Here is a 15,667-nt window from a genome sequence, read left to right on the forward strand (position 1 = left end):
TCTATTAAAAAAATATACTTAATCGCATTGACCCGAAATTATGAGTCTAATTGATTACCGTCTCTGTTTTCAATGCTTTTCTTGTATCACCAACAAACTTCAATCTTTTGGAGCCGCTGCTCTTGATTTCCCGGCCGGACGACGCCGTGGCCGCTTACGCTTTCTTTTCCCGGCAGCAGGCTTCTCCACAGGAGGACGTTTCCGCTTTGGCTGGGCGCGCTTGTAAGTAAAGCAGAAATCTTCATCCTGGGGCATTTCACTGGGAATTTTAAAACCAAGATAAGCCTCGATCTCGTCTAGGACATAGACCATCTCTTCATCAGCAAAGCTGATCGCCCGACCAATCGCTCCCGCCCTTGCGGTCCGGCCGATGCGATGGACATAATCTTCCCGATCCTGAGGAAGGTCATAATTGATCACGTGGGTCACGTTATCAATATGAATCCCCCTGGATGCCACATCGGTAGCAACCAGATGAGTCAGGCTGCCAAGCTTGAATTGATCCAGAATCCGCATCCGTTTTTTTTGTGGGATATCGCCAGACAACACCGCACTGGCGATATCATTCGCCAACAACAGGCCACACAGACGCTCAGCTTCGACCTTGGTATTGACAAACAACATAACCCGGCCTGGCTCAGCTTCTCGTTTCAGCAAACCAAGGAGCAAGGCAAACTTCTCACTCCGTGATACATGGTAGAGAATGTGCTCAATCCCTTCGGCCGAGACCTGATCCGGAGCGATCTCAACCCGCTCGGCGAGGTCCATAAACTCATAAGCAAGCTCCATCACCTGCCCCGATAAGGTTGCAGAAAAAAGCATTGTTTGCCGTTTTTCAAACGGGGGTAGCTTCCGCAAAATATAGCGCAAGTCCTTAATGAAGCCCATATCAAACATGCGATCAGCCTCGTCGATCACCAAAGCCTCAACGCGGTGCATGGAAAACACCTTCTGCTTGGCATAATCGATCAGGCGGCCCGGGGTCGCGACAATAATATCGACGCCGTCTTTGAGGGCCTGACGTTGCTTTTCGTAATCAACTCCCCCAAAGATAGGTTGGACTTTGAGGCCTGTATGCCGGCCAAGCAGCTCAGCGTCCTTGCAGATCTGGACGACAAGTTCACGCGTCGGAGCCATCACCAAAGCACGGGGATTATGACTGGTACTGTTCTGGTTCTCAAGCAAACGGCAAAAAAGGGAGACCAGAAAGGCCGCGGTTTTCCCCGTACCTGTCTGCGCCTGAGCTGCGACATCTTTGCCCGCCAAGGCCAGCGGGATTGACTCTTCCTGGACGGGAGTCAGAGATTCGAACCCCGTATCGTTGATCCCTTGTTGGACCACATCCGGAAGATTTAACTCGGTAAATTTCATAACAACTCAACTCCTGAAGATTCTGCAACTGTATGAATATCTTTATCCCCACGTCCCGACAAGTTAACTAAGATAATCTTATCGGCTCCTAGAGTTGGTGCAAGTTTTATCACCTGGGCTATGGCATGAGCACTTTCAAGTGCCGGGATGATCCCTTCCAGACGAGTCAATTGATGAAAAGCATGTAACGCTTCATCGTCAGTAACTGATACGTATTGTGCCCTTTCAATGTCGTTCAAATGAGCATGCTCTGGACCGACCCCTGGGTAATCAAGGCCAGCAGAAATGGAATGGGCATGTTGGATCTGGCCGTCATCGTCCTGCAATAGATAAGTTTTATTCCCATGCAGAACCCCCGGAGACCCCGCTGAGATTGAAGCAGCATGCTTACCTGTTGCCACACCAAACCCGGCCGCTTCCACCCCGAGAAGTTGGACGGAAAGATCGTCAATAAAGGGATAGAACAATCCCATGGCATTAGACCCTCCACCAATACAAGCTACCGCCACATCAGGCAAGCAACCTTCAGCTTCCTGCAACTGCTGTTTGGCTTCGATACCGATAACCGATTGAAAATCACGCACCAGCAAAGGATAAGGATGGGGGCCGGCAACCGTCCCAATCACATAAAAAGTGTCTCGGACATGGGTCACCCAATGGCGCAAGGCATCGTTCATAGCGTCTTTTAGGGTCGCTGTTCCACTGGTGACTTCGATGACTTTTGCCCCAAGAAGTTTCATCCGGTAGACATTCAATGACTGCCGGCGGATATCTTCCTTGCCCATGAAGACTTCGCACTCCATCCCAAACAGCGCAGCAACAGTCGCTGTCGCGACACCGTGTTGACCGGCACCGGTTTCAGCAATAACCTTCTTCTTCCCCATCCGCCGCGCCAGCAGAATCTGCCCCACAGTGTTATTAACCTTGTGGGCCCCAGTATGATTCAAATCTTCCCGCTTGAGATAAATTTTCGCTCCGCCTAATTCGTTGGTAAGCCGTTCGGCAAAATAGAGTGGACTTGGGCGACCGACATAATGCTTTAAATAGTAATCAATCTCCCGCTGAAACTCAGGATCTTGTCTCGCTTCAGCGTAAGCCTGCTCCAACTCCAGCAATGCCGGCATCAGGGTTTCTGCAACATAACGCCCACCGTACTGACCAAAATGACCACGCTCATCGGGATATTGATAATTCATACTTCTCTCACTTGTTGAATAAATTTATGAACCTTATCGGGATCTTTGTAGCCGGGGCGCTTTTCCACGCCACTCGAGACATCGACAGCGTAAGGGTGGACCACCCTGATAGCCTCTGCGACATTTGCGGGAGTTAACCCGCCAGCTAAAATCAGCGGGCTCCCTCCGGTCAGCTGTTTTGCTAGTTGCCAGTCGAAGCTCTCGCCGCTACCACCATAATGCTTTTCGCTCCAAGCATCCAGAAGCAATGCTGAGACCTTAAATTTTTCTACCCCCGCGAGAGAATCGGCACCCCGAACACGGACAGCCTTAATAACAGGATATGGGGCCAAGACACAGGCTTCAGCGGTTTCATCACCATGCAGTTGGACAACACCCAACCCTGCAGTTTGCATAACCTGCAGGATTGTTGCGGAGCTGGCATTGACAAACAGACCAACAGTGGTCACAAAGGGGGGCAAAGCGGAGGTAATATCTTTCGCCTTCTCAGGACTGATATAACGTGGACTGTTTGGATAAAAAACAAATCCGAGAGCATCCGCACCAGCGGCAACAGCGGAAAGAGCATCTTCAAGGTTGGTAATTCCGCAAATCTTAACTCGGGTGATCGCCATAGACCCTATGCTTTTCCTAACAATGAACGTAATTTTGCTTCGATATCTTTTTCCCGCATGAGACTTTCACCGATTAAAAAAGCTCCGGCTCCAGACCGCTGCAGACGTTCGATATCCGCCCGGTTATGAATGCCACTTTCAGCCACCGCTACCTGTTGGCGCGGAATTTTCCCGGCGAGGCTTTCGGTCACCCCCAAATCCGTTACAAAGTTTTTCAGGTTGCGATTATTAATGCCGATCAAATCAACAGGCAACTGCAGTGCCCGCTCCAGCTCAGCGCCATTATGCACCTCTAGCAGAGTATCGAGTTCCAGCTCAGTCGCCAGTTCTGCCAACTCCAACAGCCGTCCATCATCCAGAGCTGCGGCGATCAGAAGGATCGCATCGGCACCAGCGACTCGGGCCTGATAAATTTGATAGGGATCGACAATGAAGTCTTTACGCAACAGAGGGAGATCAACCTGTCTCCGGATCATACCTAGATAATCCAGCGAACCGTAGAAATATTCGAAATCAGTTAAAACGGAGAGGCAGCTGGCTCCAGAGCGTTCATAACTTCGAGCGATGTCAACGGGATCAAAATCTTCACGGATAATCCCTTTTGACGGAGAACCCTTTTTTACCTCAGCGATAACCGCCGTCCCCGACAATGACGATTGTCGCAAATGCCTGGCGAAGCCGCGCACTGGATCGACGGTGGCTAACTTTTTTTTCAATTCTCGCAGTGGTTGACGGAGCCGATCAGCAGCGATTTCGACACGCTTAGTCTGGAGGATTTGGTCAAGAATCATTGGTTGGTTATCCGTATCAAAGCGTCAAGAGTTGCCTTGGCACGACCCGTCTCAATCGCCTGTCGAGCTTTTTCGATTCCGGCATCAATATCCGTCGACAAACCAGAGGCAACCAAGGCATAAGCACTATTGAGCAGAACGATATCGAGTGTTGGCCCCGGTTTGCCCGAGAGGACGGCGTTAACAATTTCTGCATTCTGATCGGCGTCTCCTCCCTGAAGATCTTCCAGACGGCATCGTTTAAAACCAAATTGCTCAGGCTCAACGGTTTGCACTTCAATGCTATGACCACTAATTGCGGCCACCAAAGTGGCACCGGTCAGAGTGATCTCATCCATCCCATCGACACCATGAACAACAAAACCACGCCGACAGCCTAGATTTAACAGCACCTGTGCCAGAGGCTCAACCAGATCTCGACTGAACACCCCTAAAACCTGACGATCAGCGCCAGCAGGATTGGTCAGTGGACCAAGGATATTGAAGATTGTGCGAATGCCGATTTCCCGCCGTGGTCCGATCGCATACTTCATCGCGCCATGAAGAGCAGGAGCAAACAAGAAACCGACTCCCGTCTTTTCAATGGATTCGGTCACCTGTTCCGGTGAGATATCGAGCTTCACACCAAGCTTCTCTAAGACATCTGCGCTACCGCAGGAAGAAGAGACACTGCGATTACCGTGCTTGGCAACCTTCGCGCCGCACGCAGCAACGACAATAGCAACCGTTGTGGAGATGTTGAAGCTTTTGGTGCCGCTGCCTCCGGTGCCACAAGTATCGAGGATCGTCTCCCGATCAACATTAATATCATCGCGATCAATATCAAGCACATCACCAACCTGGATGGGTGTCGCGCGTGCCCGCATAACCTTTGCCGCACCAACAATTTCGGGGATCGTCTCCCCCTTCATCCGCAGCGCAGTAACAAATGCGCCAATTTGTGCTGCAGTCGCCTCACCACCCATGATCTGATTCATGGCATCGATCATTTCCGGTTCGCTCAAATTTTGCCGTTCAACTAATTTTGCTATCGCCTCTTTAATCATCGCCTCAAACTCCTGATCGGGTCATCGTGAGAAAATTATTCAACAGATCCATCCCCACCGTGGTCAAAATTGATTCAGGATGAAATTGTACCCCCCAAACCGGCAAATTTTGATGTTGCAGGCCCATAATTTCTCCCTCCGCAGTCCACGCGGTCACCTGTAAAACAGCAGGGAAGCTCTCCCGTTCCGCAATTAAAGAGTGGTAACGGGTCGCAGTAAAGGGGTTCGGAAGCCCCTGATAAAGACCACGACCATCATGTTCAATAGGGCTGGTCTTCCCATGCATTAACCGATCTGCTCGCACCACTTTGCCGCCAAAAGCTTCAGTGATCGCCTGATGTCCCAGACAGATACCCAGAAGCGGGATTTTGCCAGCAAACCGCTGGATCGCTGCAACTGAAATCCCCGCCTCGTTTGGCGTACATGGTCCAGGAGAGATGACCAATCGCTCTGGAGCCAGAGTTTCAATGTCATCCACAGTCAACTTATCGTTTCTGATCACTTCAACCTCTTCACCAAGCTCAAGAAAGTATTGAACTAAATTATAGGTAAAAGAATCATAGTTATCGATCATTAACAACATGGTCCGAGTGTCCTATATGAGGCCGCGGTTTGCCATCTCAATGGCACGTCTGGCACCACGGGCTTTATTTAAGGTTTCCTGGTACTCCATCTCCGGGTCACTATCAGCGACAATCCCGGCACCAGCTTGCAGATAAAGCATATCCTTCTCAATCTGTAGCGTTCGAATCGCAATAGCCAGATCCATATTACCACTAAAGGAAAAGTAACCGACAGCCCCGCCATAAACTTCACGCCGGGCAGGTTCCAGCTCATCGATGATTTCCATCGCTCTGATTTTAGGTGACCCTGAGAGGGTTCCAGCAGGAAATGCCGCCCTAAAAACATCGAAGCAATCAAGATCGGGGCGTAATTGCCCACGCACGTTAGAGACAATATGCATGACGTGAGAATAGCGCTCAACCACCATCAACTCACTCACCTCAACCGTTCCGCCAACAGCAACCCGACCAACATCGTTGCGCCCCAAGTCAACCAGCATAATATGTTCAGCACGCTCCTTGGGATCACCAAGCAATTGTTGCTCCAGAGCCAGGTCCTCTGCCGCCGTCTCCCCGCGAGGTAGAGTTCCGGCGATAGGCCGAACATCGACTTGACGTCCCTCTTTACGCACCAGGACTTCAGGTGATGCGCCGACAACAATCGATTCTCCAAAGCGAAGAAAGAACATATAAGGGGAAGGATTGATGGTCCGCAGTGCACGATAGATATCAAAGGGATCACTCTGTAGCTTTCCGGAAAACCGTTGTGAAATGACAACCTGAAAAATATCTCCGGCGCGGATATAATCTTTACATCGCTCAACGGCCCGCTTGAAGTTTTCTTTGCTGAAATTGGTCTCAAGCTCCTGACACCCATCGCCATTATGGTTTTCGTCTGCGGGCTGCAACGGGCGTCGCAACAGGGTTAACATGTGCTCAATCTGCTGCTGCGCACGCTGGTATGCTGTAGTAGCATCCTCATGTTCCGGCAGGTGAACATTGTAGACCAACTTCATTTTCTGACGCATATTGTCAAAAATCAACAGTCGCTCAGTGAACATAAAACAAGCGTCCCAGCCATCTATCTGACGTGGGTTGTTATCGGGAAGATCTTCAACAAAACGGACCATATCATAACCAAGATAACCAACCGCACCGCCGAAGAAACGCGGCAACCCATCCAACTCAACAGGTTGATAAACAGCCATCAGGTCTCGGAGCTTATTCAGCGGATCATCGACTTGGCCTGATTCCTCAAGCCGTCCTTCATAGCGAACCTCATAGTACTGATCCCGGCAACGAAACACCCGCGCCGGTCCAGTCCCGAGAAAAGAGTAGCGAGCCCACTTTTCGCCCCCTTCAATGGATTCGAGTAAAAATGCGGTCTGTCCGTCATCTATCTTACGAAATGCAGAAACAGGGGTCTCCATATCCGCTAAAATTTCACGGTATACAGGGATAAGATTGCCTTGCTTTGCTAACTGACAAAAGTCCGCTTGAGATGGGAAACACATAGGAATTATAAACCTTTGTAAAAGTGAATTCTCTTAACACTATCGCACAAGTCAAGTCAAGTTCAGCTGCAGCCTCAAACGGCATCGAACAACAGAATTGCCCCCCCCCCACAGCACCGCTTCCTGAAAAATGATTGTGGCCTAAATCAGCACAAAACCGCCTTAACAAAGAAATAGAACGATATTTGATAAAAATGTACAGTCAGTATTTCTGACAATCTTTTTACCAGCGCATAAAAGTTGAATAACCCTAGATAAAACCTTATTTTTTTTCATAGCAACAAGACAAATCCAAAAAAAAACGTCCTTGCCTAACAAAACATGGCATCTAAACTTTTTTTTAAACACTGTTATACTAATTTAAAGCAAACATGCTCTCAGGGTTTTATTATTTATTTTTAGTATGTTAGACGATTAACTAGCAAGGATCACCCCTGCTACAGAGCCACTGAATCCTCCAGTGGTAGCCCAATAACAAAAAAGCGTATTGACATGTTTATAACAGCGTATTATTGTTTCAACATCCTAAATTAATTAAAGGTTAAAAGTTGCTAAAATGAATCTCCTGTTTACAATTGACTAAAAGGTGCCGGACTAGATGCCAGGTCGAGCAAAAGACTCCTATAACATCAGATCCGTAGAAAATGCCCTGCATCTTCTCGAAGCTCTGGCAGACGAGGAGAGCGGTTGCAGTCTGGCACAACTGAGTCAGCGTCTGGACATGACTAAGGCCAGCCTGTTCAGAATGATGGCAACATTCGAAAATCACGGGTATGTCCAGCGCGGTAGCTCTACAGGAGAATACGAGCTTGGGCTGTCAGCATTTGAAGTCAGCCAGAAGCTGCTCTCCAAAATGTCCCTGCTGCGCAAAGCGAAACCCGCAATGGCACAACTGGTACGACGGTGTAATGAAACAGCGTACCTTGTCATCCAGAGAGATAACGAAGCGCTGTTCTTAGAGATGCTGGACAGTGCTCAGAAAGTTAAAGTAATACCGCTGACCAACCAGCGCTTCCCCTTACAACAATGTGCCGCCGGGAAAATTATCCTGGCGTTTAATGAAGCATACGCCCCACGAACAACAGACCATCCTGAACTACTAGCTGAGATTAGCCGCTGCCGCAAGCAGGGCTACTGCATCGATAACAACGGTGTTGGTGAAGGGAGTACATGCATGGCTGTTCCGTTATTTAAGTCAGACAAAATCCTTGCTGGCTGTCTCACGCTGATCGCACCAAGCTTCCGCACCGATGAAAGTCGAATTAACAGAGAGTTGTTGCCAGCCCTAAAGGCAACAGGGGAAATGATTTCAGCACAACTGGGCTACAACGTTTACGCCCCCAGAAGCATCCCATGAATATGCATTAAATAGCGAAAGTCAAAAGGTCGGGTGGCCATCTAACACCACTCTTTTATGTATAGAAAAATAAACAGATAGGTTTCTTTTGAAAGGAGGAAAACGAAGAAGACAGCAAGATTCTGAACAGAAAGCGAAGCATAAAGCTCATCATTTCAATCTTAACTTCAGGGAGTAACATTCATCTTTTTGTGAGGAGGATTTTTTATGACGGACAACAGTAGTATCGCGTATTGGAAAGAAACATTGGCTCTGGTCAGAAACATTCTGATTGTCTGGTTTCTAGTTTCTTATGGCTGTGGAATTCTATTTGCTCCAGCACTCAACAATATTTCACTCGGCGGCTACCCACTCGGGTTCTGGTTCGCCCATCAAGGGGCTATGTATTGTTTTATCGCGATGATTTTCATCTACGCAAAAATGATGGGAAAACTCGACGAAAAATACGACGTTCACGAAGACTAGGGAGGAATTAGAATATGGGATTACAAGCTATGACATATCTCGTTGTCGGGATCACCTTTGCCATCTACATCGGCATTGCAGTGTGGGCTCGCGCGGGAAGCACAAGTGAATTTTATTCTGCTGGTGGCAATGTTGGTCCAGTCGTTAACGGTATGGCAATCGGTGCTGACTGGATGTCAGCAGCGTCCTTTATCTCCATGGCCGGCCTCATCGCCAATATGGGTTTTGGTGGTGCATTATTCCTGATGGGTTGGACTGGTGGATACGTGCTGTTGGCGATGCTGCTGGCTCCGTACTTGCGCAAGTTCGGTAAGTTTACTGTACCGGCGTTCGTCTCAACCCGCTACTATTCCAAAGGTGCCAGCGTAGTCGCCGTCCTCTGTCTGCTGGCCGCATCCGGCACCTATATCATTGGCCAGATGACCGGCGTTGGGGTTGCATTTTCCCGTTTCCTGGGCGTTTCCAACTCAACAGGTATCTACATTGGTATGGGTATTGTTTTCCTGTATGCTGTTTTTGGTGGCATGAAAGGAATTACCTACACTCAGGTTGCTCAATATTGTGTTCTCATCCTTGCCTACACTGTACCTGCGATCTTTATCTCCATGCACTTGACCGGCAACCCCATCCCACAACTGGGGCTGGGTTCCGAATTTGGTCACACCGGAGTAAGCTTGTTAAGCAAACTGGATGAAGTCGTGACCGGGCTAGGTTTCGGCAAATACACAACTCAACTTCCAGGCAGCATGCTCAATATGTTTGTCTACACGGTATCACTGATGATCGGTACTGCCGGACTCCCTCACGTTATTATGCGCTTCTTTACAGTTGCTACAGTTAAAGACGCACGTTACTCGGCAGGTTGGGCTCTGATTTTCATCGCTCTTCTTTACACCACCGCTCCGGCTGTCGCTGCTATGGCACGTTTGAACCTGCATGCAACTGTTAATACCGCAGTTCTTGAGGACAACGGGGATCTATTTGCACCGGAAAGCAGTATTGTTTACGAGACTCGCCCCGCTTGGATGAATCGTTGGGAAGTCACCGGCCTGCTGAAGTTTGAAGATAAAAATGGTGACGGCCGGGTTCAGTATTACAATGAAAATTCCAAGGATGCTGCCTTTCAAGCCAAAGTTGCAGCTGCGGGATGGAAAGGTAGCGAGCTTAAAGTCAACCAGGATATCATGGTTCTTGCAAACCCTGAAATTGCACTGCTGCCCAACTGGGTTATCGCTCTGGTTGCTGCCGGTGGTCTTGCTGCTGCCCTGTCTACTGCTGCGGGACTGCTGCTGGCAATCTCCTCGGCAATCTCTCATGACCTCTTCAAGAACATCTGGTTCAAAGATATGACTGAAAGTCAGGAACTTATGGCCGGTAAAATCGCCATGGCCTGCTCCATCGTGGTCGCTGGTTATCTGGGGCTCAACCCTCCAGGTTTTGCTGCCGGAACCGTTGCTATTGCCTTTGGCCTAGCAGCCAGCTCAATTTTCCCTTGTTTGATGATGGGTATCTTCAGCAAAACTATGAACAAAGAAGGCGCCATCGCCGGTATGTTATCAGGTCTCGGCATTACCATGCTGTATGTTTTTGCTCACAAGGGGCTCTTCTTCATCAAGGGGACAGAATTCCTTGGTCTATTTGGTGGTAAAGCGAATTTCTTCTTTGGCATTTCTCCAAATGCCTTCGGTGCCATCGGCGCGATTGTTAACTTCGCTGTTGCCTTTGCGGTCAAGAATATGACTCCACCAGTCCCAGAGCACATCGCTCAAATGGTTGAAGATGTTCGCATTCCACGTGGCTCAAAAGCGGTTGATGGAGCCCACTGAAAAACTTAGTTTAATGCGATCAGCAAACGCTTGACGACTTGGTCCCGCCAGTCCAGCTGGCGGGACTTTTTTAGATACGCAAACAACAGGCAGATACTGAATCATCTTGATCGCCACACCAAGCACGGATAAAAAATTTAAAAACTACTGACTCAGGAGTTAAAAATGGTTTTGGATATTGGCGTTATACTGACCTGGTTACTTTTTCTCGCTCTGTTCCCCATGTCTTTTTTCTGGTTACGACGAGTATGGCGCATCTTCATCAAAAAAAATTACGCTGAAGTCGCCTTGAAGAACGGGCTACCACCGGCAAACCCAAAGAGATGGGCGGTGGTTGTCGGCCTGCTCAATCTTGTTTGTGGTGGGATAGTCACTTGGATTATTATTGGCGTTCCGTTCTGGATCTCCACAGGGATTCCCATCGGCCCCTTTCAAAGTTACGAAACCTGGAGCGCGATCGCCGGGATGACCATTTGGGGAAAAATTATCGCCGATTTGATCATCCGCTTTCAAGCGCACCCCATCAAACTGGGCAGAAAAAAAGATCCCGTCAGCAGTTGAACGAAATGATGAAAGACAAACCTTCCTAACAGCACCATGATTATGATATTGTCCTCTAGCTCACGAAAGGCTTTCTCATGGAAGCCTTTTCCGTTGGGAGAAATCTCATTAATCTAACAAGCGAGATAGGAATATCCATGGGACTCATCAATACTCTACGGGAAACCGAACCATTCAATGAACTACCTGAAGAAATCTTCACAGAGCTTAATCAGGTTGCAGAGACCAAAACATTTCCAGCTCAGACGCATATTTTTCACCAACACAGCGATCCCACCGGATTCCTCTATGTGATTAAATCGGGGTTAGTCGAAATTGTCGCCCAGACCCCTGGCGGGGTCGAAATGATTGTCGATTACCGTAAAGCCGGCGCCTTTTTTGGTGGCACCCCCATCTTTACCGATGAAGGCTACTCCGCTGGAGCGCGAGCAGCAAAAGAGAGTGTCTGCTACCTGATTCCAGGGAAGCTTCTCACAAAAATTTCAGAAAATTACCCTCACATTACCGAGTTTTTTAATAAAGCGATTTACTCCCGCGTGCGCAATCTTTACTCAGACATGGTCAATCATCACGCTGAAAATACTCTTACACAAATGGAAGCCTACCCTTTTAAAAAGAGGCTTTCTGAGATCATGTCAACAAAAACAGTGACCTGTACTGCGGAAACATCAATCCGGGAGATTGCCAGGAAGATGATTGAACGGGGGATCAGTTCCGCATTGGTGTGCGACAAAAAGAATAAATTAACCGGCATCATCACCGAGCATGATCTGGTGGCGAAAGTTCTCGCCCGAGAATCTTCAGATTGCGAAACATCCAGTGCGGCAACGGTCATGACTCCGAAACCCCATACAATGGCTCCTGAAACGTTCATGTATGAAGCAGCAACATTCATGATCGGGCACAAAATCAAGCATATGCCGATTCTGGATCAGGATGAAATTGTCGGTATTGTCACCCTCCAAGACCTGATGAAGTTCCGCAGCCAGAAATCCATGCTACTGATTGGCAATATCAGCAAGGCACGAACGGTTGAAGATTTGATCTCTGCACGGGTTGAACTTGTCAAAGTCGCTCGAGCATTGTTGAGTGAAAACCGCTCACACATTGAAACGATGGAGATCATCTCCTATATTCATCACCGCATCATCCAACGCTGTCACGACATTGTCCTTGCTGAAATGAAACGACAAGGGCACGAACAACCTGAGATCAAATTTTGTTTTATCATCATGGGCAGCGGTGGTCGCAAAGAGATGCTTTTGGGACCAGATCAAGATAATGGTTTTATCTATGAAGATTTCCCTGATGAAAAAAAGGAAGAAGTTGATGCCTTCTTTGTCCCTTTCGCCGACAAACTTGTCGCTGCCCTCGCCCGTATTGGTTACCCGCGCTGCGATGGTGACGTCATGGTTAACAACCCCTTGTGGCGCGGTCGCTTAAAAGACTGGCAAGAACGTATATCCGACTGGATCCGTGTTCCTGAGGCGCAAAAAGTTCGCTATTCTTCAATCTTTCTGGATTTTATGCCTATCGTCGGTGAAGCATCTCTGTGCCATGACCTGCGTGAAATTGTTTTCGCTGAGATAAAAAAACATCCGATTTTCCTTTATCACATGATGGAACTTGACTTTAAACACAAGGTGCCATTGAGTTTGATCGGCAGATTCTCTCTGGAAAAGGAACCAAAGCACAAAGGGAAACTTTCCATCAAACAAGCAGGCAGTATCTTTATTGTTGACTGTGTGCGCATGTTCCTTCTGGAAAAACAGGTTGAAGCAACCACGACCACAGAGAGAATTGATCAGTTGGTTAAACTCAAGGTCTTCAACCTTGAAACAGCAGACCATATCAAGGCTGCCTTTGAAGCATTCACCTTCTTGCGCCTGCGCAATGAGATCGAGTTGACGGATCAAGGGAAATTCCCGACCCACTACCTCGATCCGTACGCATTGACGAAAAATGAACAAGACTTATTAAAAGAAGCGTTCAGGGTTGCCAGTAAATTACAGGATTCAACCAAAAGGCATTTCTCCAAAATAGTCAGCTAACCAAAGGGATAGAATTCAAACTGAGTCACCAGTGACACTCTGACCCAATTATTTGGCGGCAGCGATATGACCAGAGAGCATGAACTACAAGATTACTGGAAGAAGAACCTGAAATATATTGGCATCCTTTTGTCAATCTGGTTCTGCGTCTCATATCTGTTTGGTATCGTCTTGGTTGATCAATTAGATACACTCAAGATTTTTGGTTTCCCTTTGGGATTTTGGTTTGCCAATCAAGGCGCCGAAGTAATTTTCTGCATGCTGATTGTTGCCTATGTCCTATTAATGAACAGATTGGATCGTCAATATAACGTCTTTGAAGATTAATCATGTCAGGAGCACTGGCAAAATGACTGGTAAGGATATGATTCTAAAGACCAGAGACGCAAACACATCGAACCACCACCAAAGGGAAAACCGGCCATGAGTATTACAACCTGGACGTGGATTCTTGTTGGTGTCACCTTCTTTATCTACATTCTCGTTGCCATTCGCGCCCGAGCAGTATCCACGGGCGCTTTTTACACTGCAGAACGGACAATTCATCCCGTCCTCAATGGCATGGCGACAGGAGCCGACTGGATGTCTGCCGCCTCATTTCTCTCCATGGCAGGGCTGATCTCTTTCATGGGCCGTGATGGTTCCATGTACCTTATGGGCTGGACCGGCGGCTACGTCTTACTTGCCATGCTTATTGCCCCCTATCTGAGAAAATACGGGAAGTTCACTGTCCCTGAGTTTATCGGCGATCGTTACGACTCGCAGAGTGCCCGGATCATTTCCCTTCTCTGCGCTATGTTTATCTCCTTTACCTATGTCGCCGGGCAAATGCGTGGAGTCGGCGTCGTCTTCTCCCGATTTCTCAATGTTCCAATCAATACCGGTGTCGTTATCGGCATGTGTATCGTCTTTTTTTATGCAGTGCTCGGTGGGATGAAAGGGGTCACCTACACTCAGGTCGCACAGTATTGCGTCTTGATGGTTGCGTACATGATTCCCGCCATTTATATCTCTATCATGTTGACCAACAACCCCTTCCCGGCTCTTGGCTTTGGCAGCACCATTAGTGCCGGTGGAGCAGAAATTCTCCATGACGCCTCGACTCAAGGGAAATATCTGTTAGATGTCCTTGACGGCCTTCATCAAGACTTGGGCCTCACCCAATACACGTCGGGAAACCGGCCAAAGATCGATCTCTTCTTTATCGTTATCGCTCTTATGTTTGGAACCGCCGGACTTCCTCATGTCATCATTCGTTTCTTTACCGTCCCCAAAATAAGAGATGCCCGAGCCTCTGCAGGGTGGGCGTTGTTTTTTATTGTTTTACTCTATACTGCAGCTCCGGCAGTGGCCGCCTTCGCCCGAACCAACTTTATTAAAACAGTCCACAATGTCAGGTATGATCACGCACCTCAGTGGTTTAAAAACTGGGAAGAGACAGGATTGATTGCCTGGGTCGACAAAAATAGCGACGGAATCATGCAGTATGGCTCAGGACATTCTTTCACCGGAAAACCCAAATATACAGGTTACAAAGGTTCATTCGGACAAGCGATGGTTTCCAATCTTGTTACAGCTGATCCCAATGAGATCTATATTGATCGTGACATCATGGTTCTGGCTAATCCTGAAATTGCTCGCCTTCCTAACTGGGTTATTGCTCTGGTTGCTGCTGGTGGACTCGCGGCAGCCCTATCAACCGCAGCCGGACTGCTGTTGGTTATTTCTGCTTCGATCTCACACGACCTGATGAAAGGGGTGCTGATGCCAAGCATGTCTGAAAAGGGGGAACTCCTGTGGGCTCGTTGTGGGGCAGCTGGGGCTGTCGTCGTGGCGGGACTGTTCGGAATATTTCCTCCCGGCTTTGTCGCTCAAGTTGTCGCCTTTGCTTTCGGTCTGGCTGCAGCCTCTTTTTTCCCTGTCATCATCATGGGCATTTTTTCGAAAAAGACAAACGTCTATGGTGCCATGACTGGGATGATCGCTGGAATCAGCATTACGACCGTTTATATTGTTTATTTCAAATTTCTCAACCCGGGAGCCAACAAACCTGAACACTGGTGGTTTGGAATTTCACCAGAAGGGATTGGCACTGTCGGCATGATGATCAATTTCATATTGATGTACTTCGTTTCCAGAATCACCCCGGAACCGCCGCAAGAGATCCAAAATCTGGTCGCCAAGTTACGTTATCCGGTAGAAAGAAGTCTTGGCGAAACCAAAATATCCACTGACGCTCGCCGCCCCTATTAAAAAAACGCCCTTGAAAGCATATCTTTCAAGGGCGTTTTTTAACCTGAATTGTCTTTTGG

At 48.2% G+C, this 15,667-nt stretch carries 14 protein-coding genes; 7 read left to right on the forward strand and 7 right to left on the reverse strand.

Annotation, left to right across the window (positions count from 1 at the left end; translation table 11 throughout):
• Window positions 1–99 precede the first annotated feature (99 nt).
• The 7 genes from BLU87_RS03705 to trpE are packed head-to-tail and all read right to left on the reverse strand — an operon-like array spanning window position 100 to window position 7,095.
• Window positions 100–1,371 (reverse strand): DEAD/DEAH box helicase, encoded by a 1,272-nt coding sequence (locus tag BLU87_RS03705; protein ID WP_092344856.1) that lies wholly within the window; start codon window positions 1,369–1,371, stop codon window positions 100–102.
• Entirely contained in the window at window positions 1,368–2,567 is a 1,200-nt protein-coding gene (gene trpB, locus BLU87_RS03710) for a tryptophan synthase subunit beta (protein WP_092344858.1), read from the reverse strand. The genes BLU87_RS03705 and trpB overlap by 4 nt, the downstream gene beginning before the upstream one ends.
• On the reverse strand, window positions 2,564–3,175 hold the full coding sequence (locus BLU87_RS03715) for a phosphoribosylanthranilate isomerase (protein WP_092345453.1): 612 nt from the start codon (window positions 3,173–3,175) through the stop codon (window positions 2,564–2,566). Before BLU87_RS03715 ends, trpB begins: the two co-directional genes overlap by 4 nt.
• A gap of 11 nt (window positions 3,176–3,186) precedes the next feature.
• Window positions 3,187–3,972, reverse strand: a complete 786-nt coding sequence (trpC, locus tag BLU87_RS03720) for an indole-3-glycerol phosphate synthase TrpC (RefSeq protein WP_092344860.1) — start codon at window positions 3,970–3,972, stop codon at window positions 3,187–3,189.
• Window positions 3,969–5,018, reverse strand: a complete 1,050-nt coding sequence (gene trpD / locus BLU87_RS03725; RefSeq protein WP_092344862.1) for an anthranilate phosphoribosyltransferase — start codon at window positions 5,016–5,018, stop codon at window positions 3,969–3,971. Before trpD ends, trpC begins: the two co-directional genes overlap by 4 nt.
• A 4-nt stretch (window positions 5,019–5,022) precedes the next feature.
• The gene (locus BLU87_RS03730) at window positions 5,023–5,601 is read right to left on the reverse strand and encodes an anthranilate synthase component II (protein WP_092344864.1); all 579 of its coding nucleotides are present in this window, start codon (window positions 5,599–5,601) and stop codon (window positions 5,023–5,025) included.
• A gap of 12 nt (window positions 5,602–5,613) precedes the next feature.
• A complete protein-coding gene (trpE, locus tag BLU87_RS03735) occupies window positions 5,614–7,095 on the reverse strand; it encodes an anthranilate synthase component I (RefSeq protein WP_092344866.1) in 1,482 nt (493 codons plus the stop codon).
• Between the two features lie 598 nt (window positions 7,096–7,693).
• On the opposite strand from trpE, the gene BLU87_RS03740 reads away from it, so the two are divergent.
• The 7 genes from BLU87_RS03740 (at window position 7,694) to BLU87_RS03770 (ending at window position 15,608) form a co-directional block, all read left to right on the forward strand.
• Window positions 7,694–8,452: an IclR family transcriptional regulator gene (locus BLU87_RS03740; protein ID WP_092344868.1), complete on the forward strand. Its 759-nt coding sequence runs from the start codon at window positions 7,694–7,696 to the stop codon at window positions 8,450–8,452.
• A 207-nt stretch (window positions 8,453–8,659) separates the two neighbouring features.
• A complete protein-coding gene (locus tag BLU87_RS03745) occupies window positions 8,660–8,917 on the forward strand; it encodes a DUF4212 domain-containing protein (RefSeq protein ID WP_092344870.1) in 258 nt (85 codons plus the stop codon).
• Between the two features lie 14 nt (window positions 8,918–8,931).
• Window positions 8,932–10,743, forward strand: coding sequence for a sodium:solute symporter family protein (locus tag BLU87_RS03750; RefSeq protein ID WP_092344872.1), 1,812 nt, complete (start codon window positions 8,932–8,934; stop codon window positions 10,741–10,743).
• A 165-nt stretch (window positions 10,744–10,908) separates the two neighbouring features.
• Window positions 10,909–11,304 (forward strand): hypothetical protein, encoded by a 396-nt coding sequence (locus tag BLU87_RS03755; RefSeq protein WP_092344874.1) that lies wholly within the window; start codon window positions 10,909–10,911, stop codon window positions 11,302–11,304.
• A gap of 137 nt (window positions 11,305–11,441) precedes the next feature.
• A complete protein-coding gene (locus BLU87_RS03760) occupies window positions 11,442–13,355 on the forward strand; it encodes a DUF294 nucleotidyltransferase-like domain-containing protein (protein WP_092344876.1) in 1,914 nt (637 codons plus the stop codon).
• A gap of 66 nt (window positions 13,356–13,421) precedes the next feature.
• Complete coding sequence (locus BLU87_RS03765) at window positions 13,422–13,682, forward strand: DUF4212 domain-containing protein (protein WP_092344878.1); 261 nt, start codon at window positions 13,422–13,424, stop codon at window positions 13,680–13,682.
• Window positions 13,683–13,778: 96 nt separating this feature from the next.
• On the forward strand, window positions 13,779–15,608 hold the full coding sequence (locus BLU87_RS03770; RefSeq protein ID WP_092344880.1) for a sodium:solute symporter family protein: 1,830 nt from the start codon (window positions 13,779–13,781) through the stop codon (window positions 15,606–15,608).
• Window positions 15,609–15,667: the final 59 nt, after the last annotated feature.

The sequence above is a fragment of the Desulfuromusa kysingii genome (assembly GCF_900107645.1).
Classification (GTDB): domain Bacteria; phylum Desulfobacterota; class Desulfuromonadia; order Desulfuromonadales; family Geopsychrobacteraceae; genus Desulfuromusa; species Desulfuromusa kysingii.

Coding starts and splice junctions, on each gene's coding strand:
- BLU87_RS03705 (WP_092344856.1), bottom strand. CDS start 1,371: ATGAAATTTACCGAGTTAAATCTTCCGGATGTGGTCCAACAAGGGATC.
- trpB (WP_092344858.1), bottom strand. CDS start 2,567: ATGAATTATCAATATCCCGATGAGCGTGGTCATTTTGGTCAGTACGGT.
- trpC (WP_092344860.1), bottom strand. CDS start 3,972: ATGATTCTTGACCAAATCCTCCAGACTAAGCGTGTCGAAATCGCTGCT.
- trpD (WP_092344862.1), bottom strand. CDS start 5,018: ATGATTAAAGAGGCGATAGCAAAATTAGTTGAACGGCAAAATTTGAGC.
- BLU87_RS03730 (WP_092344864.1), bottom strand. CDS start 5,601: ATGTTGTTAATGATCGATAACTATGATTCTTTTACCTATAATTTAGTT.
- trpE (WP_092344866.1), bottom strand. CDS start 7,095: ATGTGTTTCCCATCTCAAGCGGACTTTTGTCAGTTAGCAAAGCAAGGC.
- BLU87_RS03740 (WP_092344868.1), top strand. CDS start 7,694: ATGCCAGGTCGAGCAAAAGACTCCTATAACATCAGATCCGTAGAAAAT.
- BLU87_RS03745 (WP_092344870.1), top strand. CDS start 8,660: ATGACGGACAACAGTAGTATCGCGTATTGGAAAGAAACATTGGCTCTG.
- BLU87_RS03750 (WP_092344872.1), top strand. CDS start 8,932: ATGGGATTACAAGCTATGACATATCTCGTTGTCGGGATCACCTTTGCC.
- BLU87_RS03755 (WP_092344874.1), top strand. CDS start 10,909: ATGGTTTTGGATATTGGCGTTATACTGACCTGGTTACTTTTTCTCGCT.
- BLU87_RS03760 (WP_092344876.1), top strand. CDS start 11,442: ATGGGACTCATCAATACTCTACGGGAAACCGAACCATTCAATGAACTA.
- BLU87_RS03765 (WP_092344878.1), top strand. CDS start 13,422: ATGACCAGAGAGCATGAACTACAAGATTACTGGAAGAAGAACCTGAAA.
- BLU87_RS03770 (WP_092344880.1), top strand. CDS start 13,779: ATGAGTATTACAACCTGGACGTGGATTCTTGTTGGTGTCACCTTCTTT.